The organism is Streptomyces sp. NPDC049040, from assembly GCF_043197715.1.
In the GTDB taxonomy this organism is placed as follows: Bacteria; Actinomycetota; Actinomycetes; order Streptomycetales; family Streptomycetaceae; genus Actinacidiphila.
Window position 1 is genome coordinate 148,176 of sequence record NZ_JBICTO010000007.1, and the last position, 24,210, is coordinate 172,385.

Consider the following 24,210-nt stretch of genomic DNA (forward strand, 5'->3'; position numbering starts at 1 on the left):
CAGCGAAGAGCACCCTGCGCGGCCCACGCCACCGGGCAGGTCCCTTGCCCGCCGGAGGGCCCCGCCCGTGACCAGGCGTCGGGGCAGCTGCCCCGCGCAGCGAAGAGCACCCTGCGCGGCCCACGCCACCGGGCAGTAGGCCCACCCACCGGAGGGCCCCGTCCGTGACCAGGCGTCGGGGCAGCTGCCCCGCGCACCGAAGAGCACCCTGCGCGGCGCACGCCACCGGGCAGTAGGCCCACCCACCGGAGGGCCCCGTCCGTGACCAGGCGTCGGGGCAGCTGCCCCGCGCAGCGAAGAGCACCCTGCGCGGCGCACGCCACCGGGCAGTAGGCCCACCCACCGGAGGGCCCCGCCCGTGACCGGCGTCCGGGCAGCAGCCCCACCCACCGCAAGGACGATGCGGCCGCCCGCCCGGCGGCCCCGGCTCCCCACGTCCCACAGGGCAGCCGCTGTGCATCGGGAGCGCCGCACCGCCCCCGGTGTGCACCCGGGCAGGTGCGCCGGAACCGCTCCGCGTGATTCCTTGCTCTCCGGGGGTCTCGCCCGGACGGGGGGCGGGCGAGACCACGGGGGGTGCCCCCGAGGGTCACTGCGCCCAGGCGTCGATCCCGTCGAGCATCCGCCGGCGCACATCGTCCGGCGCCCGGGAGCCGAGCACCGACTGCCGGGCCAGCTCGGCGAGCTCCTGGTCGGTGAAGCCGTGCACGTCGCGGGCGATCTCGTACTGCGCGGCGAGGCGGGAGCCGAAGAGCAGGGGGTCGTCGGCGCCGAGGGCCATGGGGACGCCGGCGTCGTAGAGGAGCCGCAGCGGCACATCCTCGGGCTTGTCGTAGACGCCGAGGGCGACGTTGGAGGCCGGGCAGACCTCGCAGGTGACACCGGATTCGGCGAGCCGGCGGACCAGCTTGGGGTCCTCGGCGGCGCGCACCCCGTGACCGACGCGCTGCGCGTGCAGGTCGTCGAGGCAGTCGCGGACGCTGGCGGGCCCCGCGAGCTCGCCGCCGTGCGGGGCGGCGAGCAGGCCGCCGTCGCGGGCGATGGCGAAGGCGCGGTCGAAGTCGCGTGCGAGGCCCCGGCGTTCGTCGTTGGACAGCCCGAAGCCGACGACGCCCTGGTCGGCGTACCGGACGGCGAGCCTGGCCAGGGTGCGGGCGTCCAGGGGGTGCTTCATGCGGTTCGCGGCGACCACGAGGGCCATGCCGACCCCGGTGTCGCGGGAGGCGCTGTGGACCGCGTCGAGGATGATCTCCATGGTCGGGATGAGCCCGCCGAGCCTGGGCGCGTAGGAGGTCGGGTCGACCTGGATCTCCAGCCAGCCGGAGCCGTCGGCGGCGTCCTCCTGGGCGGCTTCGCGCACCAGCCGGTGGATGTCGTCCGGGGTGCGCAGGCAGGAGCGGGCGGCGTCGTAGAGCCGCTGGAAGCGGAACCAGCCGCGTTCGTCGGTGGCCCGCAGCTTGGGGGGCTCGTCCGAGGTCAGCGCCTCGGGGAGGTGGACGCCGTGTTTGTCGGCCAGTTCCATGAGGGTGGCCGGGCGCATGGAGCCGGTGAAGTGCAGATGGAGGTGTGCCTTGGGTAGGAGCCGGATGTCCCGGCCCGGCCCCGTACGTACTTCGCGTGCCATTCCAAGATCCTGCTATACGCGAGCCCCCGCCCGGAACCATTTTCTCCGAACGGGGGCTTGCCCGCACACGTAAACGGATGCGGGCCGGGCGTCGCGCGGGCCGCGGAACCGCAGGTCAGTCCGTGGCCTCGCCGAGCAGCTTCTGCATCCGCGAGACGCCTTCGACCAGGTCCTCGTCGCCGAGCGCGTAGCTGAGCCGCAGGTACCCGGGGGTGCCGAAGGCCTCGCCGGGGACGACGGCGACCTCGGCCTCGTCGAGGATGAGGGCGGCGAGCTCGACGGAGGTGGCCGGGCGCTTGCCGCGGATCTCCTTGCCGAGCAGGGCCTTCACCGAGGGGTAGACGTAGAAGGCGCCTTCGGGGGTGGGGCAGACGACGCCGTCGATCTCGTTGAGCATCCGCACGATGGTCTGGCGGCGGCGGTCGAAGGCGGTGCGCATCTCGGCGACCGCGTCGAGGTCGCCGGTGACGGCGGCCAGTGCCGCGGCCTGGGCCACGTTGTTGACGTTCGAGGTGGCGTGCGACTGGAGGTTCGTCGCGGCCTTCACGATGTCCTTGGGGCCGACGATCCACCCGACCCGCCAGCCGGTCATGGCGTACGTCTTGGCCACTCCGTTGACGACGATGCACTTGTCGCGCAGCTCGGGGACGAGCGCCGGCAGCGAGGTGAAGGTGGCGTCGCCGTAGACGAGGTGCTCGTAGATCTCGTCGGTGAGCACCCACAGGCCGTGGTCGACGGCCCAGCGGCCGATCGCCTCGGACTCGGCCTCGCTGTAGACCGCGCCGGTGGGGTTGGACGGCGAGACGAAGAGCAGCACCTTCGTCCGCTCGGTGCGGGCCGCCTCCAGCTGCTCGACCGTGACCCGGTAGCCGGTGGTCTCGTCGGCGACGACGTCGACCGGGACGCCGCCGGCGAGCCGGATCGACTCGGGGTAGGTGGTCCAGTAGGGGGCGGGCACGATGACCTCGTCGCCCGGGTCGAGCACCGCGGCGAAGGCCTCGTAGATGGCCTGCTTGCCGCCGTTGGTGACCAGCACCTGCGAGGCGTCCACCTCGTAGCCCGAGTCGCGGAGCGTCTTGGCGGCGATGGCCGCCTTGAGCTCCGGCAGCCCGCCGGCCGGGGTGTAGCGGTGGTACTTCGGGTTGCGGCAGGCCTCGACGGCGGCGTCGACGATGTAGCCGGGGGTCGGGAAGTCGGGCTCACCGGCGCCGAAGCCGATCACGGGGCGCCCGGCGGCCTTGAGGGCCTTGGCCTTGGCGTCCACGGCGAGGGTGGCGGACTCGGAGATCGAACCGATACGGGCCGACACCCGCCGGTCGGTAGCAGGCGGTACAGGGGGAGTGGCTGCGGTCATGACTGCATGCTCCCAGACGCATACCCCGCCCGGCACCGGGGTTTGAACCCGAATGGACACGTTCGGAGGCGATCCGGTGCCAGCCGTTCGACGGGGAGCGTCCGAGCACGTACACTCAACCGTCGATGGCCCTCCCGGCGATGTCGCCTGCGGTACGTTGGGAGTGTCTGTCGAAGGGTCGTAGCTCAATTGGTAGAGCACTGGTCTCCAAAACCAGCGGTTGGGGGTTCAAGTCCCTCCGGCCCTGCTCCACACGTCCGACCTGGACGTGGGCAGGCAGGTAAGCACTCGCCGTACCGCGCGACGGGCGCGGCACGGCCACGACCCGGAGTCAGGTGAGGACGAGTGACTGAGATCACGGACTCCATCGAGGTCCCTGAGCCTGACGCGACTCAGGACGACAAGGACTCCGACCGGAAGCCCCGCCGCGGAGGCAAGCGCGGCAAGAAGGGCCCGCTGGGTCGCCTCGCGCTTTTCTACCGCCAGATCATCGCGGAGCTCCGCAAGGTCGTCTGGCCCAGCCGCAACGACCTCACCACGTACACCACTGTGGTGATTGTCTTCGTTGTGGTCGTCATCGGATTCGTGGCCGTGGTTGACTGGGGCTTCGGGAAGCTTATTTCCTCCGTTTTCGGCTGAGTCGCCTTCCGGCTGGGCCGTCTTCGGCTGGGTTCCCCCAGTCCGCGCGGAGGGCGCTGGCCGCTGGCCGCCCCGCCCGCAGTGCCACCTCTGAAGTCAGGAAGAAGCAGTCACCGTGTCTGACCCGAACGTGTACGACGCCGACGAGTCCGTCGAGGGCGCCGAAACCGCGCTCGACATCGTCGAGGCCGCCGACGGAGACGTCGACCAGGCGGTTGCCGCCGACCTGGCCGAGGGCGAATCCGCCGAGCAGGCCGCCGTCCACGGGGATTCGGAGTCCGAGTCGGAGGAGTCCGCAGAGGGCGGGGAGTCCGAGGAGGACGCCTCGGAGGAGGATTCCGACGAGGCCGCGGCGCCGCTGACCCCCGTCGACGCGGTGGCCGCGTTCCGCGAGGAGCTGCGCACCCTGCCCGGCGAGTGGTACGTCATCCACACGTACGCGGGCTACGAGAACCGGGTGAAGTCCAACCTGGAGCAGCGTGCCGTCTCGCTGAACGTCGAGGAGTACATCTACCAGGCCGAGGTCCCGCAGGAGGAAGTCGTTCAGATCAAGAACGGCGACCGCAAGACCATCCGGCAGAACAAGCTCCCCGGCTACGTCCTGGTCCGCATGGACCTGACGAACGAGTCCTGGGGCGTCGTCCGGAACACCCCCGGTGTCACCGGCTTCGTCGGCAATGCGTACGACCCGTATCCGCTGACCCTGGACGAGATCGTCAAGATGCTCGCCCCCGAGGTCGAGGCCGCGGCCGAGGCCGCCGCCATCGCGGAGGGCACCGCCCAGCCCCGCAAGGTCGAGGTCCAGGTCCTGGACTTCGAGGTCGGCGACTCGGTCACCGTCACCGACGGCCCCTTCGCGACCTTGCAGGCCACGATCAACGAGATCAATCCCGACTCCAAGAAGGTCAAGGGCCTGGTCGAGATCTTCGGCCGCGAGACCCCGGTCGAGCTCAGCTTCGACCAGATCCAGAAGAACTAGTTCCGCAGCTTCCGAGAGAGCCCCTGACCAGCGGTTTCCCGCTGAGCAGGGGCTCTCTCGCGCGTGCGGGTCAGTCGTTGGCGTTCAGGACGGGGAGGTAGCCGGCGGAGTGGCCGGTGGCGGTGGGGTGGTAGGACTCCCAGCTCGGTGAGATGACCAGGGAGTGCAGGTAGTCGTCGCCGGAGCAGAGTTCGTGGCCCTTGAAGGTGGAGCGGACGTCGCCGAAGACGAAGCCGTGGGCGGCGGCGACCGAGGCCGTGGTGGAGTCGAGGACGTCGGCTGCCTCGTCGATCTTCTGGTGCTTGGTGGCGCTCATGCCGATGCAGAAGACGTTGAGGGTGTACATGTCCGGGTAGCCGAGGACGACGACCCGGGCGTTGGGCGCCTTGGCGTGGATGGCGTTGTAGACGGTGTCGAGGCGCCCGGGCAGGGTGTTCCTGACGAAGGCCTCGGCGGTGTTGACCCGGTTGACGCAGGTGCTGTCGGAGCCGGTCACGCAGGTGGTGATGACGTCGGAGAAGCCCGCGTCATTGCCGCCGATGGTGACGGTGACCAGGCCGGTGGACGAGTTGAGCCCGCCGAGCTGGCTGCCGGTCACGTCGCTGGTCACCGCACCGGAACAGGCGGCGAAGGTGAAGGAGGACGGGCTGTGGGCGCCGGCCCACAGCGCCGGGTAGGCGCTGTTGCTGCGGTGGCAGTTGCCGCTGGAGCTGATGTAGTTGCCGGCGCCGTTCCCGGCCGAGTACGAGTCACCGAGCGCGACGTACGCCGGTCCTGCGGCTTGTGCGGGTCCGGTCAGCACCAGAGCCGCCACGAGGGCGAACGCGAGTGCGGCGAGGGCGACTAAAGGCCTGGTCAGTCTCACGGAACCTCCAAGTGGGGGAACGCTGCACCCACTTGGTACCAGCCGGTAGGTAGCCACGGGAAGTGTTCATGCCAAGAATTCTTCCCGCGTAGACCGGAATTTCAGCTACCGCATGGGCTGGTGCAGGTGCAGCGGTTGAGCCGGACAACGACTCGTGTGACCAAAGGCCACGCCAACTCGGCCCGCCCGTACGGTAGATGCCCGTGTAATCGAGTGCTCACACATGGTGACGACGGGGTGCGGTGAAAGACCCCGAGGGCCCTCGGAGAGGGGTCGGGGCCCGCGGATTTCAGGGCCGGGGACGTTACCGGCTATCGTGGTGCGGTATGCCTGCTCGCAGGCACGAAAAAACTCTCAACAGGACCCGGAGAGAGCAATGCCTCCCAAGAAGAAGAAGATCACGGGGCTGATCAAGCTCCAGATCAACGCCGGCGCGGCCAACCCGGCGCCGCCGGTCGGCCCCGCGCTGGGCCAGCACGGCGTGAACATCATGGAGTTCTGCAAGGCCTACAACGCGGCGACCGAGTCGCAGCGCGGCATGGTGATCCCGGTGGAGATCACGGTCTACGACGACCGCTCCTTCACCTTCATCACCAAGACCCCGCCGGCGGCCAAGCTGATCCTCAAGGCCGCGGGTGTCGACAAGGGCTCCGGCGAGCCGCACGTCAAGAAGGTCGCCAAGCTCAGCCGCGCCCAGGTGCGGGAGATCGCCACGACGAAGCTCCCCGACCTGAACGCGAACGACCTCGACGCCGCCGAGAAGATCATCGCGGGCACCGCGCGCTCGATGGGCATCACCGTCGAGGGCTGACGCCCGAGCTCGCGCAGTGGCCGGCCGAGGAACGAGGCCGTCCGCGAAGCGAGTGAGCAGGAAGCCCGAGCGAAAACGGCAAGGGCTGACGCCCGAGCGATAAGGGCATCGGCTGACGCCCGTCTGAGAAGCACAGCTGTGGCAGGGCCTGCTCGGCCCGCACCACGACTCCATTCAAGACCGTAGGAGCAGAACCGTGAGCAAGCGCAGCAAGTCTCTCCGCGCTGCGGACGCCAAGATCGACCAGGAGCGCCTGTACGCGCCCCTGGAGGCTGTCCGTCTCGCCAGGGAGACCGCGACCACCAAGTTCGACTCGACCGTCGAGGTCGCCTTCCGCCTGGGTGTGGACCCGCGCAAGGCCGACCAGATGGTCCGTGGCACCGTGAACCTTCCGCACGGCACCGGCAAGACCGCCCGGGTCCTGGTCTTCGCGACCGGTGACCGTGCTGCGGCCGCGGAAGCCGCGGGAGCCGACATCGTCGGCTCCGACGAACTGATCGACGAGGTGGCGAAGGGCCGGCTGGACTTCGACGCCGTCGTCGCCACCCCGGACCTCATGGGCAAGGTCGGCCGCCTCGGCCGCGTCCTCGGCCCGCGTGGTCTGATGCCGAACCCGAAGACCGGCACCGTGACGCCCGACGTGGCGAAGGCGGTCACCGAGATCAAGGGCGGCAAGATCGAGTTCCGCGTCGACAAGCACTCCAACCTGCACTTCATCATCGGCAAGGTCTCCTTCGACGAGACCCGCCTGGTGGAGAACTACGCGGCGGCCCTGGACGAGATCCTGCGTCTGAAGCCGTCCGCCGCCAAGGGGCGCTACGTCAAGAAGGCGGCCGTGTCCACCACCATGGGCCCCGGCATCCAGATCGACCCCAACCGCACCCGCAACCTCCTGGTCGAGGAGGACCCGGCGTCGATCTGACGCCCGGGCGCGAAACCCCACGCCCCGCACTCCCGGTCCACCCGGGGGTGCGGGGCGTTTCGCATCCGGGCCGGTAGGCGCCCCTGCCCGGTCCGCACCCGCCCCGCGCACCCCTGTGCACCCGGAGTCCGTAGCGGGTCCGTAAGGGTCCTGGTACAACCCGCCCTGCGGTCTTGTCAGGGGGGTGGGTTAGTGTTCCGCTGGTTTCAGGGGACGTGGTGTCCCCATAAGGGGGGACAGATCATGCGTGGAACGAAGAGCGTGACGTCCGCGGCCCTCGCCGCGGTGTCACTGCTCGCACTGGCGGCCTGCGGGCCGCTCGGCTCGTCGGCGTCGGGGGGCGACGAGAAGACGTCGGTGCCGGTGGCCACGGGCTCCGGGAAGGCGTCCGCACCGCTGTCAGGGGCGGCGCACGCGATCACCGCGCTGGACCTGGTGAAGAAGACCGCCACGGGCGTCCACTCGGCGAAGGTCGACTCGACGATCTCGGTCGGCACCTCGATGTCGATGAACACCAAGGGCGCCCTGGACTGGGGGAGCGGTCTCGTGGGTGACATGACGATCACCTACACCGGCGGCGCCGTGGCCGACTCGCTGCGCGAGGCCGGCGCGCCGACCAGCATGAACGCGCGCTACCTGCCGGACGCGTACTTCGTGAACATGGGGCCCGCGATGGCCCCGCAGCTCAACGGCAAGCACTGGATCAAGTACACCTACGCCGATCTGGCCAAGTTCACCGGCACCTCGGGCACGTACCTCAAGGACACGATCCAGAACAACAACCCGGTCAAGAGCGTGGACGCCGCCCTGGCGTCGCCCGACACCAGGACCGTCGGCACGGAGACCGTCAGGGGCGTGCGGACCACGCACTACACGGGCACCGTCGACCTGACCGAGATCACCGGGAAGACGCTGCCGAACCTGAGCGCCGCGGACCAGGCGCAGCTGCGCGACATGCTCGCCAAGAGCGGGGTCACCACGGAGACGGTCGACCTGTGGGTGTCGCAGGACAACCTGCCGGTCGAGGCGGTCGTCACGGCCTCCACGAAGGCCGGGGTGATGAAGACCAGGACCTACTACTCGGACTTCGGCACCGCGGTGAACGTCAAGGCGCCGTCGGCGTTCGACACCGTCGACGTCACGCAGCTCATGAACTGACCTCCCGGTCGATGAGCCGATCTCCCGGCTCATGAACCGGCGCCTGCCCGGCCACAGGACGGTCTGGCCACAGGACAGGCGGGTGCGGGACCGCGGCCCCGCGGGCGATTTGCTCCGCGGGGCCGCGGTCCCGTACGCTTCCCGGGAAGCCAAAGACCGCTGGTCGTCACCGTGTCCGGAAACGGGTGGGGTGACCGAAGGATCCGCAGCACGCGGACGGCCCGCGCAGGTGATTCGTGGATGAACTCCGGAGGAAACTCCGTGGAGTCACGCCCCGTGCGCCTGCGCCGGGGCGTTTGTCATTGCCACGTCGCCTCCTTCAATTCCGTGCGGTCCGCAATCACCCCGGAAGGAGGCCGAGACTCATGGCGAGGCCTGACAAGGCTGCCGCGGTTGCCGAGTTGACGGATCAGTTCCGCTCCTCGAACGCCGCTGTGCTGACCGAGTACCGCGGTCTCACCGTGGCGCAGCTCAAGACGCTGCGCCGTTCGCTCGGTGAGAACGCCACGTACGCCGTGGTGAAGAACACGCTGACCAAGATCGCGGCCAACGAGGCCGGGATCAACCAGCTCGACGACCTGTTCGCGGGTCCGTCTGCTGTCGCCTTCGTGACCGGTGACCCGGTCGAGGCGGCGAAGGGTCTGCGCGACTTCGCCAAGGACAACCCGAACCTCGTCATCAAGGGCGGTGTCCTTGACGGCAAGGCGCTGTCCGCCGACGAGATCAAGAAGCTTGCGGACCTCGAGTCCCGCGAGGTTCTGCTCGCCAAGCTGGCGGGTGCCATGAAGGGCAAGCAGTCCCAGGCTGCCGCGCTCTTCCAGGCGCTCCCCGCGAAGTTCGTCCGCACCGCGGAGGCGCTTCGTGCCAAGAAGGCCGAGGCCGAGCAGGGCGGTGCCGAGTAATTCGGCTCGCACGATGACCGGCGCCGCAAGGCACCGGTCGCAGGTCGGTGCCGCAGGGCACCGGCCGACGCGGGCCGACCGTACGCCCGCCGACTTGTACATCCGGCACCTGCCGATTTAGTGGAAGGACCGCCCTCATGGCGACCAAGCTCAGCCAGGACGAACTGCTCGCCCAGTTCGAGACCCTCACCCTCATCGAGCTCGCCGAGTTCGTGAAGGCCTTCGAGGAGAAGTTCGACGTCACCGCCGCCGCCCCCGTCGCCGTTGCCGGCCCCGCGGGCCCGGGTGTCGTCGCGGACGCGCCGGAGGAGCAGGACGAGTTCGACGTCATCCTCACCGCCGCCGGTGACAAGAAGATCCAGGTCATCAAGGTCGTGCGTGAGCTGACCTCGCTCGGCCTGAAGGAAGCCAAGGACCTCGTGGACGGCGCCCCCAAGCCCGTCCTGGAGAAGGTCGCCAAGGAGGCCGCGGACAAGGGTGCCGACGCGCTCAAGGCCGCCGGTGCCTCGGTCGAGGTCAAGTAACTCCTTGTGACACCCGTTGCACGGCGCGGTTTCGGCCACGCCCTGTGACAGCAGCAGGACCCCGGAGCCAGTGCTCCACACGCCGCAGGGCGGCCACCCGAAAGGGTGGCCGCCCTCGGTCGTTCGTGCGCCTCCGGCGGGCCGTGCCGGCGTTGTCGTACCGGCCCGGTAAGGTGATCTCTCCTGCTGAGAGCACGTCTGCGAACATGTCCACGGGGCTGGGGCCTTGACGTATGGCACGCGGCGCGCAATTCTCAGGACGCGCCGCGACATCGGTCACGACATCGCCCGGGACTTCGGTCCGGGTCCGATGCATGGATCGGCGGCGATGCGGGAATGCATGGCTATGCAGCACGACGGCAGGGTTGACGGATGGGGTTCCAGATTCCGAGGCTGGGACCCGCGAGACGGGCAGAGGGGGCGACGATTCGGTACTCCGAATCATGGCTCTGGACATCAGTGTGCCAAGTGGCTACACTGACCCTTTGCGCTGCCTGTTAGCTGCTGCCTGGCCCGTCACCAGGAGCATGCCCACGTCTGAGCACTGCTGAAGAGGCCCGTCATCAGGGTTTTCTTCTGGTCCTCAGGGGCGGACCGGTACGCGCGTAGTGAGTCCGAGCCCTCGGAAGGACCCCCTCTTGGCCGCCTCGCGCAACGCCTCGACCACCAATTCGAACAACGGCGCCAGCACCGCCCCGCTGCGCATCTCTTTCGCGAAGATCCGTGAACCGCTCGAAGTTCCGAACCTCCTCGCGCTCCAGACCGAGAGCTTTGACTGGCTGCTCGGCAATGCCGCGTGGAAGGCTCGGGTCGAGGCGGCCCTGGACAGTGGGCAGGATGTCCCCAGGAAGTCAGGTCTGGAGGAGATCTTCGAGGAGATCTCCCCGATCGAGGACTTCTCCGGGTCGATGTCGCTCACTTTCCGTGACCACCGCTTCGAGCCGCCGAAGAACTCGCTCGACGAGTGCAAGGAGCGCGACTTCACCTACGGTGCGCCGCTCTTCGTCACCGCCGAGTTCACCAACAACGAGACCGGCGAGATCAAGTCCCAGACGGTCTTCATGGGCGACTTCCCGCTGATGACCAACAAGGGCACCTTCTGCATCAACGGCACCGAGCGTGTCGTCGTCTCGCAGCTGGTCCGCTCGCCGGGTGTCTACTTCGACTCCTCGATCGACAAGACGTCCGACAAGGACATCTTCTCCGCCAAGATCATCCCGTCCCGGGGTGCCTGGCTGGAGATGGAGATCGACAAGCGCGACATGGTCGGTGTCCGCATCGACCGCAAGCGCAAGCAGTCGGTCACGGTGCTGCTCAAGGCGCTCGGCTGGAGCACCGAGCAGATCCTCGAGGAGTTCGGCGAGTACGAGTCGATGCGCGCCACCCTGGAGAAGGACCACACCCAGGGCCAGGACGACGCACTGCTCGACATCTACCGCAAGCTGCGTCCGGGCGAGCCGCCGACCAAGGAGGCCGCCCAGACCCTGCTGGAGAACCTCTACTTCAACCCGAAGCGCTACGACCTCGCCAAGGTCGGCCGCTACAAGGTCAACAAGAAGCTCGGCGCGGACGAGCCGCTGGACGCCGGCGTGCTGACCACCGACGACATCCTCGCCACGATCAAGTACCTGGTGAAGCTGCACGCCGGTGAGACCGAGACGGTCGGCGAGTCCGGCCGCTCGATCATGGTCGAGGTCGACGACATCGACCACTTCGGCAACCGCCGCATCCGCAACGTCGGCGAGCTGATCCAGAACCAGGTCCGTACGGGTCTCGCCCGTATGGAGCGGGTCGTGCGCGAGCGCATGACCACCCAGGACGTCGAGGCGATCACGCCGCAGACCCTGATCAACATCCGGCCGGTCGTCGCCTCCATCAAGGAGTTCTTCGGCACCAGCCAGCTGTCGCAGTTCATGGACCAGACGAACCCGCTGTCGGGCCTGACCCACAAGCGCCGTCTGAACGCGCTCGGCCCCGGTGGCCTGTCCCGTGAGCGGGCCGGCTTCGAGGTCCGTGACGTGCACCCCTCGCACTACGGCCGCATGTGCCCGATCGAGACGCCCGAAGGCCCGAACATCGGTCTGATCGGCTCGCTGGCCTCCTACGGCCGGGTCAACGCGTTCGGCTTCATCGAGACGCCGTACCGCAAGGTCGTCGACGGTGTCGTCACCGACGACGTCGACTACCTGACCGCGGACGAGGAAGACCGCTTCGTCATCGCGCAGGCCAACGCGCCGCTGTCCGAGGACATGCGGTACGCCGAGTCCCGCGTGCTGGTCCGCCGCCGCGGCGGCGAGATCGACTACATCCCCGGTGACGACGTCGACTACATGGACGTCTCGCCGCGCCAGATGGTGTCGGTCGCGACCGCGATGATCCCGTTCCTCGAGCACGACGACGCCAACCGTGCCCTCATGGGCGCGAACATGATGCGCCAGGCCGTGCCGCTGATCAAGGCCGAGGCGCCGCTGGTCGGCACCGGCATGGAGTACCGCTGCGCGGTCGACGCCGGCGACGTCATCAAGGCCGAGAAGGACGGTGTGGTCCAGGAGGTCTCCGCCGACTACGTCACGGTGACCAACGACGACGGCACGTACACCACCTACCGGGTGGCCAAGTTCTCCCGCTCCAACCAGGGCACCTCCTTCAACCAGAAGGTCGTGGTGAACGAGGGCGACCGCGTCGTCGCCACCCAGGTCCTGGTCGACGGCCCCTCCACGCAGGAGGGCGAGATGGCCCTCGGCAAGAACCTGCTGGTCGCGTTCATGCCGTGGGAAGGCCACAACTACGAGGACGCGATCATCCTGTCGCAGCGCCTCGTGCAGGACGACGTCCTGTCCTCGATCCACATCGAGGAGCACGAGGTCGACGCCCGTGACACCAAGCTGGGCCCCGAGGAGATCACCCGGGACATCCCGAACGTCTCCGAGGAGGTGCTGGCGGACCTCGACGAGCGCGGCATCATCCGGATCGGCGCCGACGTGGTCGCCGGCGACATCCTGGTCGGCAAGGTCACCCCGAAGGGCGAGACCGAGCTGACCCCGGAGGAGCGGCTGCTGCGCGCGATCTTCGGCGAGAAGGCCCGTGAGGTCCGCGACACCTCGCTCAAGGTCCCGCACGGCGAGGTCGGCAAGATCATCGGCGTCCGGGTCTTCGACCGCGAGGAGGGCGACGAGCTGCCCCCCGGTGTGAACCAGCTGGTGCGCGTGTACGTGGCGCAGAAGCGCAAGATCACCGACGGCGACAAGCTGGCCGGACGCCACGGCAACAAGGGCGTCATCTCCAAGATCCTCCCCGTCGAGGACATGCCGTTCCTGGAGGACGGCAGCCCGGTCGACATCATCCTCAACCCGCTCGGTGTCCCGTCCCGGATGAACCCGGGACAGGTGCTGGAGATCCACCTCGGCTGGCTCGCCAAGCAGGGCTGGGACGTCTCCGGTGTCGCCGACGAGTGGGCGCGCCGCCTGGAGGCGATCGACGCCCACCGGGTCGAGCCCGGCACCAACGTGGCGACGCCGGTCTTCGACGGCGCCCGTGAGGACGAGATCCGCGGACTGTTCGAGTCCACGGTCCCGAACCGCGACGGCGACCGCATGGTCCTGCCGTCCGGCAAGGCCCGGCTCTTCGACGGCCGCTCCGGCGAGCCGTTCCCCGAGCCGATCTCGATCGGTTACATGTACATCCTGAAGCTCCACCACCTGGTGGACGACAAGCTGCACGCCCGGTCCACCGGACCGTACTCGATGATCACCCAGCAGCCGCTGGGTGGTAAGGCGCAGTTCGGCGGGCAGCGATTCGGCGAGATGGAGGTGTGGGCGCTGGAAGCGTACGGCGCCGCATACGCGCTCCAGGAGCTGCTGACCATCAAGTCCGACGACGTACTCGGCCGCGTGAAGGTCTACGAGGCCATCGTCAAGGGCGAGAACATCCCCGAGCCCGGCATTCCCGAGTCCTTCAAGGTGCTCATCAAGGAAATGCAGTCGCTCTGCCTCAACGTGGAGGTGCTGTCCTCGGACGGTATGTCCATCGAGATGCGCGACACCGACGAGGACGTGTTCCGCGCCGCGGAAGAGCTCGGAATCGACCTGTCCCGGCGCGAGCCGAGCAGCGTCGAAGAGGTCTGACGGGTCGCCGCCCGGACCCCTTTGGAAGGGGAGCCCGGGCGGCCCCCACGACCCGTTCAGACCATTTGAGAATCAACCCTGAGAGGGATTGACGACACAGTGCTCGACGTCAACTTCTTCGATGAGCTGCGGATCGGCCTCGCCACCGCGGACGACATCCGGACCTGGTCGCACGGCGAAGTGAAGAAGCCGGAGACCATCAACTACCGCACCCTCAAGCCGGAAAAGGACGGGCTCTTCTGCGAGAAGATCTTCGGCCCCACCCGGGACTGGGAGTGCTACTGCGGCAAGTACAAGCGGGTCCGCTTCAAGGGCATCATCTGCGAGCGCTGCGGCGTCGAGGTCACTCGCGCCAAGGTGCGTCGTGAGCGGATGGGCCACATCGAGCTTGCCGCTCCCGTCACCCACATCTGGTACTTCAAGGGTGTCCCGTCCCGGCTGGGATACCTGCTCGACCTCGCCCCGAAGGACCTCGAGAAGGTCATCTACTTCGCGGCCTACATGATCACGTGGGTCGACGACGAGCGCCGCACCCGTGATCTGCCCTCCCTGGAGGCGCAGGTCTCCGTGGAGCGCCAGCAGGTCGAGCAGCGCCGCGACGCCGACGTCGAGGGCCGGCAGAAGAAGCTGGAAGCCGACCTCGGCGAGCTGGAGAACGAGGGCGCCAAGGCCGACGTCCGCCGCAAGGTCCGTGAGGGCGCCGAGCGTGAGATGAAGCAGCTGCGCGACCGCGCGCAGCGCGAGATCGACCGCCTCGACGAGGTCTGGGCCCGGTTCAAGAACCTCAAGGTCCAGGACCTGGAGGGCGACGAGCTGCTCTACCGCGAGCTGCGCGACCGCTTCGGCACGTACTTCCAGGGCTCGATGGGTGCCGCGGCGCTGCAGAAGCGCCTGGAGTCCTTCGACCTGGACCAGGAGGCCGAGCGCCTCCGCGAGATCATCCGTACCGGCAAGGGCCAGAAGAAGACCCGTGCGCTCAAGCGCCTCAAGGTCGTCTCGGCGTTCCTGCAGACCACCAACAAGCCCAACGGCATGGTGCTGGACTGCGTCCCGGTGATCCCGCCGGACCTGCGTCCGATGGTGCAGCTGGACGGTGGCCGCTTCGCGACCTCCGACCTGAACGACCTGTACCGCCGCGTGATCAACCGCAACAACCGCCTGAAGCGGCTTCTCGACCTCGGCGCGCCCGAGATCATCGTGAACAACGAGAAGCGCATGCTCCAGGAGGCCGTGGACGCGCTCTTCGACAACGGCCGGCGCGGCCGCCCGGTCACCGGACCCGGCAACCGCCCGCTGAAGTCGCTGTCCGACATGCTCAAGGGCAAGCAGGGCCGCTTCCGTCAGAACCTGCTCGGCAAGCGAGTCGACTACTCCGCCCGTTCGGTGATCGTCGTCGGCCCGCAGCTCAAGCTGCACCAGTGCGGCCTGCCCAAGGCCATGGCGCTGGAGCTCTTCAAGCCGTTCGTGATGAAGCGCCTGGTGGACCTGAACCACGCGCAGAACATCAAGTCGGCCAAGCGCATGGTCGAGCGCGGCCGCACGGTCGTCTACGACGTGCTGGAAGAGGTCATCGCCGAGCACCCGGTGCTGCTGAACCGTGCGCCGACCCTGCACCGCCTGGGTATCCAGGCCTTCGAGCCGCAGCTGGTCGAGGGCAAGGCCATCCAGATCCACCCGCTGGTCTGCACCGCCTTCAACGCGGACTTCGACGGCGACCAGATGGCCGTGCACCTGCCGCTGTCCGCGGAGGCGCAGGCCGAGGCCCGCATCCTGATGCTGTCCTCGAACAACATCCTGAAGCCGGCCGACGGCCGCCCGGTCACCATGCCGACCCAGGACATGGTGCTCGGCCTGTTCTTCCTGACCACGGACTCCGAGGAGCGCGCGGTCACCGGAGAGGGCCGGGCGTTCGGCGCCACCGCCGAGGCGATCATGGCGTTCGACAACCGTGAGCTGGCGATGCAGGCGCAGGTCGACATCCGCTTCCCGGTGGGCACCGTCCCGCCGCGCGGCTGGCTGCCGCCGGAGCCCGGCGAGGGCGAGCAGCCCTACCAGCTCGGCGACAGCTTCCGGCTGCGGACGACCCTGGGCCGCGCGCTCTTCAACGAGCTGCTGCCCGAGGACTACCCGTTCGTGGACTACGCGGTCGGCAAGAAGCAGCTCTCCGAGATCGTCAACGACCTCGCCGAGCGCTACCCGAAGGTGATCGTGGCGGCGACGCTCGACAACCTGAAGGCGGCGGGCTTCCACTGGGCGACCCGTTCCGGTGTCACCGTGTCGGTCACCGACATCGTGGTGCCGGAGGCGAAGAAGGCCATCATCGCGTCCTACGAGGCACAGGACGAGAAGGTCCAGAAGCAGTACGAGCGCGGCCTGATCACCAAGCAGGAGCGCTCGGACGAGCTGATCAACATCTGGACCAAGGCGACCAACGAGGTTGCCGCGGCGATGAACGCCAACTTCCCGAAGACCAACCCGATCTTCATGATGGTCGACTCGGGCGCCCGCGGAAACATGATGCAGATGCGTCAGATCGCGGGTATGCGCGGTCTGGTCTCGAACGCCAAGAACGAGACCATCCCGCGGCCGATCAAGGCGTCCTTCCGTGAGGGCCTGTCCGTGCTGGAGTACTTCATCTCCACCCACGGTGCCCGTAAGGGTCTGGCCGACACCGCGCTGCGTACCGCCGACTCGGGTTACCTGACCCGTCGTCTGGTGGACGTCTCGCAGGACGTGATCATCCGTGAGGAGGACTGCGGCACCGAGCGCGGTCTGAAGCTGCGGATCGCAGAGCGCGGCCAGGACGGCACGCTCCGCAAGACGGACGACGTCGAGACCAGCGTGTACGCGCGGATGCTCGCCGAGGACGTCGTGGTGGACGGCAAGGTCATCGCGCCGGCCAACGTCGACCTGGGCGATGTGCTGATCGACCAGCTCGTGCGGCACGGGGTCGAAGAGGTCAAGACCCGTTCGATCCTCACCTGCGAGTCCGCGGTCGGTACGTGCGCGTACTGCTACGGGCGTTCGCTGGCCACCGGCAAGCTGGTGGACATCGGCGAGGCGGTCGGCATCATCGCCGCCCAGTCGATCGGTGAGCCCGGCACCCAGCTGACCATGCGTACCTTCCACACCGGTGGTGTGGCAGGTGACGACATCACGCAGGGTCTGCCGCGTGTGGTCGAGCTGTTCGAGGCCCGTGTCCCGAAGGGTGTCGCCCCGATCTCCGAGGCGGCAGGCCGGGTGCGGATCGAGGAGACCGAGAAGACCAAGAAGCTCGTCGTCACCCCTGACGACGGCTCCGAGGAGCTGGCCTACCCGATCTCCAAGCGCGTCAAGCTGCAGGTGGGCGAGGGCGACCACGTCGAGGTCGGCCAGAAGCTCACCTACGGTGCGACCAACCCGCACGACGTGCTGCGGATCCTGGGCCAGCGCCAGGTGCAGATCCACCTGGTCGCCGAGGTGCAGAAGGTCTACAACTCGCAGGGTGTGTCGATCCACGACAAGCACATCGAGATCATCATCCGGCAGATGCTGCGCCGGGTGACGATCATCGAGTCCGGCGACGCCGAGCTGCTGCCCGGCGAGCTGGTCGAGCGGGGCCGGTTCGAGACCGAGAACCGGCGGGTCGTCTCCGAGGGCGGTCACCCGGCCTCGGGTCGTCCGCAGCTGATGGGTATCACCAAGGCGTCGCTGGCCACCGAGTCGTGGCTGTCGGCGGCGTCCTTCCAGGAGACCACCCGGGTGCTGACCGACGCGGCGATCCACGCCAAGTCGGACTCGCTGCTGGGCCTGAAGGAGAACGTCATCATCGGCAAGCTCATCCCGGCCGGTACGGGTCTTTCCCGCTACCGCAACATCCGGGTGGAGCCGACCGAGGAGGCCAAGGCCGCGATGTACTCGGCCGTCGGCTACGACGACATCGACTACAGCCCGTTCGGCACCGGCTCCGGCCAGGCCGTCCCGCTGGAGGACTACGACTACGGCCCGTACAACGGCTGATAGTTACGTCCCAAGCTGGTCACAGAGCGGTCGCTCCGTTACGGGGCGGCCGCTCTGCGGCATCATGGAGACATGCTGGCCGGGGATGCGGATCGGGAGAGAGCGGTGAACGTCCTCAAGGACGCTTTCACCGAGGGGCGGCTCACGCAGCCGGAGTACGAGGACCGTGTCGGGCTCGCCTACCAGGCCCGGACGTACGGCGAGTTGGACGAGGTCACGGCGGACATTCCGAGAGCTGTGGTGCCGCCGGCCTTCCTGCCGCAGGCGCCGCCGTACATCCCGGCTCCCTACATGCCGATGACCGCGGTGCCGCCGGGGACCAACGGGCAGGCCATCGCGTCGCTGGTGTGCGGAATTGCGGCTCCGTTCACCGGGGGTATGACGTCGCTTCCGGCGATCGTGCTGGGCCATGTGGCGAGGAACCGGATCCGGCAGACCGGGCAGGACGGGGACGGCCTGGCGCTCGCCGGGCTGATCCTGGGGTATGTGGAAGTCGTGGCGTTCGTGATGCTGATCGTCGCGTTCATCGCCTTCTCGCCAGGACCGTGAGTGGCCGAGATGTGGCCGTGAGCAGCGGGAATCCCGCCCGTATGCATGTGTTTTGACCGCAGCCGATGCGGTAGGTAGGCTCTGACCTTGTGCCTGGGGTGTGCCCGGGTTCTCGCGCGTGCCTTGTGACCGCGTGGGGGCACCGAGGCCGCGACACCCGAACACACGCACTTCCCCACCTCACGGACGGGGACGTGCGGGGTCCGCGACACACCCGACCGCGTGGGTCGGTCCCCAGGTTAGTTTTATCGAGATCGGCACACAGAAACCGGAGAAACGGTGCCTACGATCCAGCAGCTGGTCCGAAAGGGCCGGCAGGACAAGGTCGAGAAGAACAAGACGCCCGCGCTCAAGGGATCCCCCCAGCGTCGTGGCGTTTGCACGCGTGTGTACACGACCACCCCGAAGAAGCCGAACTCGGCCCTGCGCAAGGTCGCCCGTGTGCGCCTTACCAGTGGTATCGAGGTCACCGCTTACATCCCGGGCGAGGGCCACAACCTGCAGGAGCACTCGATCGTGCTCGTGCGTGGCGGTCGTGTGAAGGACCTGCCGGGTGTTCGCTACAAGATCATCCGCGGCTCCCTCGACACGCAGGGCGTCAAGAACCGTAAGCAGGCTCGCAGCCGCTACGGCGCCAAGAAGGAGAAGTAAGAATGCCTCGTAAGGGCCCCGCCCCGAAGCGCCCGGTCATCATCGACCCGGTTTACGGCTCCCCGCTGGTGACGTCTCTCGTCAACAAGATCCTCCTGCACGGTAAGCGCTCCACTGCCGAGCGCATCGTGTACGGCGCTCTGGAAGGCGTGCGCGAGAAGGCCGGCGCCGACCCGGTCATCACGCTCAAGCGCGCTCTGGAGAACATCAAGCCGACCCTCGAGGTCAAGTCCCGCCGCGTCGGCGGTGCGACCTACCAGGTGCCGGTCGAGGTCCGTCCGGGCCGCCAGAACACCCTGGCGCTGCGCTGGATGGTCGGGTACTCCCGCGCCCGTCGCGAGAAGACCATGACCGAGCGCCTCATGAACGAGATCCTCGACGCCAGCAATGGCCTCGGCGCCTCCGTGAAGCGCCGCGAGGACACGCACAAGATGGCCGAGTCCAACAAGGCCTTCGCGCACTACCGCTGGTAGTCACCACCCCCATCGAAACCGAGAGAAGACTGAGCCACATGGCCACCACTTCGCTTGACCTGGCCAGGGTCCGCAACATCGGGATCATGGCCCACATCGACGCGGGCAAGACGACGACCACCGAGCGGATCCTGTTCTACACCGGTGTCTCCTACAAGATCGGTGAAGTCCACGACGGCGCTGCCACGATGGACTGGATGGAGCAGGAGCAGGAGCGCGGTATCACGATCACGTCCGCCGCGACGACCTGTCACTGGCCGCTCGACGATGTCGACCACACCATCAACATCATCGACACCCCGGGCCACGTGGACTTCACCGTCGAGGTGGAGCGTTCGCTCCGCGTCCTCGACGGTGCCGTCACCGTGTTCGACGGTGTCGCCGGTGTGGAGCCGCAGTCCGAGACGGTGTGGCGGCAGGCCGACCGCTACGGCGTGCCCCGTATCTGCTTCGTGAACAAGCTGGACCGTACCGGCGCGGAGTTCCACCGCTGCGTCGACATGATCGTGGACCGCCTCGGTGCGGTTCCGCTGGTCATGCAGCTGCCGATCGGTGCCGAGGCCGACTTCAAGGGTGTCGTCGACCTCGTCCAGATGAAGGCGCTGGTCTGGTCCCTCGAAGCGACCAAGGGCGAGATGTACGACGTCGTCGACATCCCGGCCACGCACACCGAGGCGGCCGACGAGTGGCGCGGCAAGCTGCTCGAAGCCGTCGCGGAGAACGACGACGACATGATGGAGCTGTACCTGGAGGGCCAGGAGCCCACCCAGGAGCAGCTGATCGCGGCCATCCGCCGGATCACCCTGGCGTCCAAGGGCGGCAAGGACTCCGTCACCGTCACCCCGGTGTTCTGCGGCACCGCGTTCAAGAACAAGGGCGTCCAGCCCCTGCTCGACGCGGTCGTGCGCTACCTCCCCTCGCCGCTGGACGTCGAGGCCATCGAAGGCCACGCCGTCGGCAACGCCGAGGAGATCGTCACGCGCCGCCCGTCGGACGACGAGCCGTTCTCCGGCCTGGCGTTCAAGATCATGAGCGACCCGCACCTGGGCAAGCTCACCTTCGTCCGGGTCTACTCGGGCCGCCTCGAGGCCGGTTCAGCGGTGCTGAACTCGGTGAAGGGCAAGAAGGAGCGCATCGGCAAGATCTACCGCATGCACGCGAACAAGCGTGAGGAGATCGACTCGGTGGGCGCCGGCGACATCATCGCCGTCATGGGCCTGAAGCAGACCACCACCGGTGAGACGCTGTGCGACGACAAGAACCCGGTGATCCTGGAGTCCATGGACTTCCCGGCGCCGGTGATCCAGGTCGCCATCGAGCCCAAGTCCAAGGGTGACCAGGAGAAGCTGGGTGTCGCCATCCAGCGTCTCTCGGAGGAGGACCCCTCCTTCCAAGTCCACTCGGACGAGGAGACCGGCCAGACCATCATCGGCGGCATGGGCGAACTGCACCTCGAGGTGCTGGTCGACCGGATGCGCCGGGAGTTCCGGGTCGAGGCCAACGTCGGCAAGCCGCAGGTCGCGTACCGCGAGACCATCCGCAAGACGGTCGAGCGCATCGACTACACCCACAAGAAGCAGACCGGTGGTACCGGTCAGTTCGCCAAGGTGCAGATCATGATGGAGCCGCTGGAAGGCGGCGACGCGACCTACGAGTTCGTCAACAAGGTCACCGGTGGCCGCATCCCCCGCGAGTACATCCCGTCGGTGGACGCCGGTGCGCAGGAGGCCATGAAGTTCGGCATCCTCGCGGGCTACGAGATGGTGGGTGTCCGCATCACCCTTCTCGACGGTGGCTACCACGAGGTCGACTCCTCCGAGCTGGCGTTCAAGATCGCCGGTTCGCAGGCGTTCAAGGAGGGCGCCCGCAAGGCGAGCCCTGTGCTTCTCGAACCGATGATGGCCGTCGAGGTCACCACGCCCGAGGACTACATGGGTGACGTCATCGGCGACCTCAACTCCCGCCGTGGCCAGATCCAGGCCATGGAGGAGCGCAGCGGTGCCCGGGTCGTCAAGGGCCTGGTTCCGCTGTCGGAGATGTTCGGCTACGTCGGTGACCTGCGGTCCAAGACCTCGGGCCGGGCCAGCTACTCCATGCAGTTCGACTCCTACGCCGAGGTTCCGCGGAACGTCGCCGAGGAGATCATCGCGAAGGCCAAGGGCGAATAACCCGCCGTAGGCTTGCGTTCCAGCAAAGATCACCTGGCGCCGATGAAGCAAGGCGTACAGATCCACCCCCAGGAGGAACCCAGTGGCGAAGGCGAAGTTCGAGCGGACTAAGCCGCACGTCAACATCGGCACCATCGGTCACATCGACCACGGTAAGACGACCCTTACCGCGGCGATCACCAAGGTGCTGCACGACGCGTACCCGGACCTGAACGAGGCCTCGGCCTTCGACCAGATCGACAAGGCTCCTGAGGAGCGCCAGCGCGGTATCACCATCTCCATCGCGCACGTCGAGTACCAGACCGAGTCGCGTCACTACGCCCACGTCGACTGCCCCGGTCACGCGGACTACATCAAGAACATGATCACCGGTGCCGCCCAGATGGACGGCGCGATCCTGGTGGTCGCCGCGACCGACGGCCCGATGCCGCAGACCAAGGAGCACGTGCTCCTGGCCCGCCAGGTCGGTGTCCCGTACATCGTCGTCGCCCTGAACAAGGCCGACATGGTGGACGACGAGGAGATCCTCGAGCTCGTCGAGCTCGAGGTCCGCGAGCTGCTCTCCGAGTACGAGTTCCCGGGTGACGACCTTCCGGTCGTGCGGGTCTCGGCGCTCAAGGCGCTCGAGGGCGACAAGGAGTGGGGCGAGAAGCTCCTCGGCCTCATGAAGGCCGTGGACGAGGCGATCCCGACTCCCGCGCGTGACGTCGAGAAGCCGTTCCTGATGCCGATCGAGGACGTCTTCACGATCACCGGTCGTGGCACCGTCGTCACCGGTCGTATCGAGCGTGGCATCCTCAAGGTCAACGAGACCGTCGACATCATCGGCATCAAGACCGAGAAGACCACCACCACGGTCACCGGTATCGAGATGTTCCGCAAGCTGCTCGACGAGGGCCAGGCCGGTGAGAACGTCGGTCTGCTCCTCCGTGGCATCAAGCGCGAGGATGTCGAGCGCGGCCAGGTCATCATCAAGCCCGGTTCGGTCACGCCGCACACGGACTTCGAGGCCCAGGCCTACATCCTGTCGAAGGACGAGGGTGGTCGTCACACCCCCTTCTTCAACAACTACCGTCCGCAGTTCTACTTCCGGACCACCGACGTGACCGGCGTCGTGACCCTCCCCGAGGGCACCGAAATGGTCATGCCGGGCGACAACACCGCCATGACGGTCGCGCTGATCCAGCCGATCGCCATGGAGGAGGGCCTGAAGTTCGCCATCCGTGAGGGTGGCCGGACGGTCGGCGCCGGCCAGGTTACGAAGATCAACAAGTAACTCGGCACCCGGTTCCACACGGAAAGGTCCCGCACCCCCCTCGGGTGGTGCGGGACCTTTCCGTTTCCGGCGGGCGCCTTCCGGGCCGGGCGCCGGCCCGGCCGGTGAGAGCCGCGGGTGCTAGCCGGCGAGCGTGCGGGTCAGCCATACGAGCTCGCCGCGCTCGTCCTCGGTGACGCGGTCGCGGGTGAAGCCGAGCTTGTCCAGTACGCGGAAGGACGCCGTGTTCCACGTCCGTACGGTCGCCCACAGCCGTTCCCTGCCGGTCGCCGCGGCGGCCTCCACCACCGCCTGCCCCGCCTCGGTGGCATAGCCGAAGCCGTGGACGCGGCGGAAGAGCTCGTAGGCGATCTCCGGCTCCTCCAGGGTGGACCGGCCGATGACCAGGCCGCAGTAGCCGATGAAGTCGCCCTCGGCCCGGCGCTGCACGGGCAGCAGCGCGATGCCCGAGGACTCGGTGCGCTCCCGCAGCACCTCGACGTCCCGCTTGGCCTCCGCCATGTCCGGCATGCCGGTGCCGCGCTCCCCGAACAGCTCCCGAAGATCCCCGGCGTCCGCGTCGGTCCACGGCCGCAGCGTCAGCCGGGCGGTCTCCAGATGCGTCGCCATCGTCTTGTACACGTCCATGGGCCCACTGTGCCCTACCCCTCATGCAGGGCGGGGTGCTCCCGCAGGCGTCAGCGCAGGGTGAGCAGGACTTCGTCGACCTCGGCGTCGCGGGCCTGGGCGAAGCCCCTGTCGCGTCCGCAGAGGACGAAGCCGCACTTCTCCAGGACACGGATCGAGCCCGCGTTGTCGGCCACCGCGTGGGCGTACATCGGGCGGGTGGGGTCGAGGTCGACCAGCGCCGCGAGCGCCGCGGTGGCGACACCCCGGCCCCAGTGCGCCCGGTCGATCCAGTACGTGACCTCGCGCTCCTCCTGCGGTCCGTACACCCCGGCGTGGCCGACCACCTCGTCGTCGGCGAGCACCGTGCGGATCAGGACGCCCGGGTCGGACATGACGCGGGCCCAGTGGATGTCGAACCGGGCCCTGTCGTAGTGGTAAGGCCTGGTGACGGCCGCCACGTGCTGGGCGGCCGGGTCCGACAGGTGTTCCCAGAAGATCGGAAGGTCGCTGTCACGCACGTCGCGCAGGGAGATCATGTGGACGGTGGCTCCTGTGGCTGGGTCGGGGACTCCGGGACCGGGGC

Annotated in this window: 19 protein-coding genes and 1 tRNA gene; 15 read left to right on the forward strand and 5 right to left on the reverse strand. The window is 68.0% G+C overall.

Annotation, left to right across the window (positions count from 1 at the left end; translation table 11 throughout):
• Positions 1 to 589 precede the first annotated feature (589 nt).
• Together ACGFMP_RS20105 and ACGFMP_RS20110 are read right to left on the reverse strand one after the other, a co-directional pair.
• Positions 590 to 1,624, reverse strand: coding sequence for an adenosine deaminase (locus ACGFMP_RS20105; protein ID WP_393674010.1), 1,035 nt, complete (start codon positions 1,622 to 1,624; stop codon positions 590 to 592).
• A gap of 115 nt (positions 1,625 to 1,739) precedes the next feature.
• Positions 1,740 to 2,978 (reverse strand): pyridoxal phosphate-dependent aminotransferase, encoded by a 1,239-nt coding sequence (locus tag ACGFMP_RS20110; protein ID WP_393674011.1) that lies wholly within the window; start codon positions 2,976 to 2,978, stop codon positions 1,740 to 1,742.
• Positions 2,979 to 3,152: 174 nt separating this feature from the next.
• Between ACGFMP_RS20110 and ACGFMP_RS20115 the strand changes: the two genes are divergently transcribed.
• From ACGFMP_RS20115 to nusG, 3 genes are all read left to right on the forward strand, one after another.
• Positions 3,153 to 3,225, forward strand: a tRNA-Trp gene (locus tag ACGFMP_RS20115).
• Positions 3,226 to 3,332: 107 nt separating this feature from the next.
• The gene (secE, locus tag ACGFMP_RS20120; protein ID WP_393674295.1) at positions 3,333 to 3,617 is read left to right on the forward strand and encodes a preprotein translocase subunit SecE; all 285 of its coding nucleotides are present in this window, start codon (positions 3,333 to 3,335) and stop codon (positions 3,615 to 3,617) included.
• 115 nt (positions 3,618 to 3,732) lie between these two features.
• Positions 3,733 to 4,596, forward strand: coding sequence for a transcription termination/antitermination protein NusG (gene nusG / locus ACGFMP_RS20125; RefSeq protein ID WP_393674013.1), 864 nt, complete (start codon positions 3,733 to 3,735; stop codon positions 4,594 to 4,596).
• Between the two features lie 70 nt (positions 4,597 to 4,666).
• Here nusG and ACGFMP_RS20130 read toward each other — a convergent pair whose 3' ends face one another.
• On the reverse strand, positions 4,667 to 5,410 hold the full coding sequence (locus ACGFMP_RS20130; protein ID WP_393674014.1) for an SGNH/GDSL hydrolase family protein: 744 nt from the start codon (positions 5,408 to 5,410) through the stop codon (positions 4,667 to 4,669).
• Positions 5,411 to 5,837: 427 nt separating this feature from the next.
• On the opposite strand from ACGFMP_RS20130, the gene rplK reads away from it, so the two are divergent.
• From rplK to tuf, 12 genes are all read left to right on the forward strand, one after another.
• Positions 5,838 to 6,272, forward strand: coding sequence for a 50S ribosomal protein L11 (gene rplK, locus ACGFMP_RS20135; RefSeq protein ID WP_327289243.1), 435 nt, complete (start codon positions 5,838 to 5,840; stop codon positions 6,270 to 6,272).
• A gap of 196 nt (positions 6,273 to 6,468) precedes the next feature.
• Positions 6,469 to 7,194 (forward strand): 50S ribosomal protein L1, encoded by a 726-nt coding sequence (gene rplA / locus ACGFMP_RS20140; protein WP_393674016.1) that lies wholly within the window; start codon positions 6,469 to 6,471, stop codon positions 7,192 to 7,194.
• Positions 7,195 to 7,437: 243 nt separating this feature from the next.
• A complete protein-coding gene (locus ACGFMP_RS20145) occupies positions 7,438 to 8,352 on the forward strand; it encodes a hypothetical protein (RefSeq protein WP_393674018.1) in 915 nt (304 codons plus the stop codon).
• Positions 8,353 to 8,717: 365 nt separating this feature from the next.
• Positions 8,718 to 9,254 carry a 50S ribosomal protein L10 gene (gene rplJ / locus ACGFMP_RS20150; protein WP_393674020.1) on the forward strand — a complete coding sequence of 179 codons (537 nt, stop codon included), beginning with the start codon at positions 8,718 to 8,720 and terminating at the stop codon, positions 9,252 to 9,254.
• 137 nt (positions 9,255 to 9,391) lie between these two features.
• Complete coding sequence (gene rplL / locus ACGFMP_RS20155) at positions 9,392 to 9,778, forward strand: 50S ribosomal protein L7/L12 (protein ID WP_393674021.1); 387 nt, start codon at positions 9,392 to 9,394, stop codon at positions 9,776 to 9,778.
• Positions 9,779 to 10,416: 638 nt separating this feature from the next.
• On the forward strand, positions 10,417 to 13,902 hold the full coding sequence (rpoB, locus tag ACGFMP_RS20160) for a DNA-directed RNA polymerase subunit beta (protein WP_393674023.1): 3,486 nt from the start codon (positions 10,417 to 10,419) through the stop codon (positions 13,900 to 13,902).
• A 99-nt stretch (positions 13,903 to 14,001) separates the two neighbouring features.
• The gene (locus tag ACGFMP_RS20165) at positions 14,002 to 17,901 is read left to right on the forward strand and encodes a DNA-directed RNA polymerase subunit beta' (protein WP_393674024.1); all 3,900 of its coding nucleotides are present in this window, start codon (positions 14,002 to 14,004) and stop codon (positions 17,899 to 17,901) included.
• Positions 17,902 to 17,973: 72 nt separating this feature from the next.
• The gene (locus tag ACGFMP_RS20170) at positions 17,974 to 18,450 is read left to right on the forward strand and encodes a DUF1707 and DUF4190 domain-containing protein (protein WP_393674026.1); all 477 of its coding nucleotides are present in this window, start codon (positions 17,974 to 17,976) and stop codon (positions 18,448 to 18,450) included.
• 279 nt (positions 18,451 to 18,729) lie between these two features.
• A complete protein-coding gene (gene rpsL / locus ACGFMP_RS20175) occupies positions 18,730 to 19,101 on the forward strand; it encodes a 30S ribosomal protein S12 (RefSeq protein ID WP_014144289.1) in 372 nt (123 codons plus the stop codon).
• A 2-nt stretch (positions 19,102 to 19,103) separates the two neighbouring features.
• Positions 19,104 to 19,574 carry a 30S ribosomal protein S7 gene (gene rpsG / locus ACGFMP_RS20180; protein ID WP_073492360.1) on the forward strand — a complete coding sequence of 157 codons (471 nt, stop codon included), beginning with the start codon at positions 19,104 to 19,106 and terminating at the stop codon, positions 19,572 to 19,574.
• Between the two features lie 38 nt (positions 19,575 to 19,612).
• A complete protein-coding gene (gene fusA / locus ACGFMP_RS20185; protein WP_393674028.1) occupies positions 19,613 to 21,742 on the forward strand; it encodes an elongation factor G in 2,130 nt (709 codons plus the stop codon).
• Between the two features lie 82 nt (positions 21,743 to 21,824).
• Positions 21,825 to 23,018, forward strand: a complete 1,194-nt coding sequence (gene tuf / locus ACGFMP_RS20190; protein WP_393674029.1) for an elongation factor Tu — start codon at positions 21,825 to 21,827, stop codon at positions 23,016 to 23,018.
• A 120-nt stretch (positions 23,019 to 23,138) separates the two neighbouring features.
• On the opposite strand, the gene ACGFMP_RS20195 is transcribed toward tuf, so the two are convergent.
• The gene (locus ACGFMP_RS20195) at positions 23,139 to 23,645 is read right to left on the reverse strand and encodes a GNAT family N-acetyltransferase (protein ID WP_393674031.1); all 507 of its coding nucleotides are present in this window, start codon (positions 23,643 to 23,645) and stop codon (positions 23,139 to 23,141) included.
• Between the two features lie 50 nt (positions 23,646 to 23,695).
• Positions 23,696 to 24,163, reverse strand: a complete 468-nt coding sequence (locus tag ACGFMP_RS20200) for a GNAT family N-acetyltransferase (protein WP_393674033.1) — start codon at positions 24,161 to 24,163, stop codon at positions 23,696 to 23,698.
• Between the last annotated feature and the right edge of the window lie 47 nt (positions 24,164 to 24,210).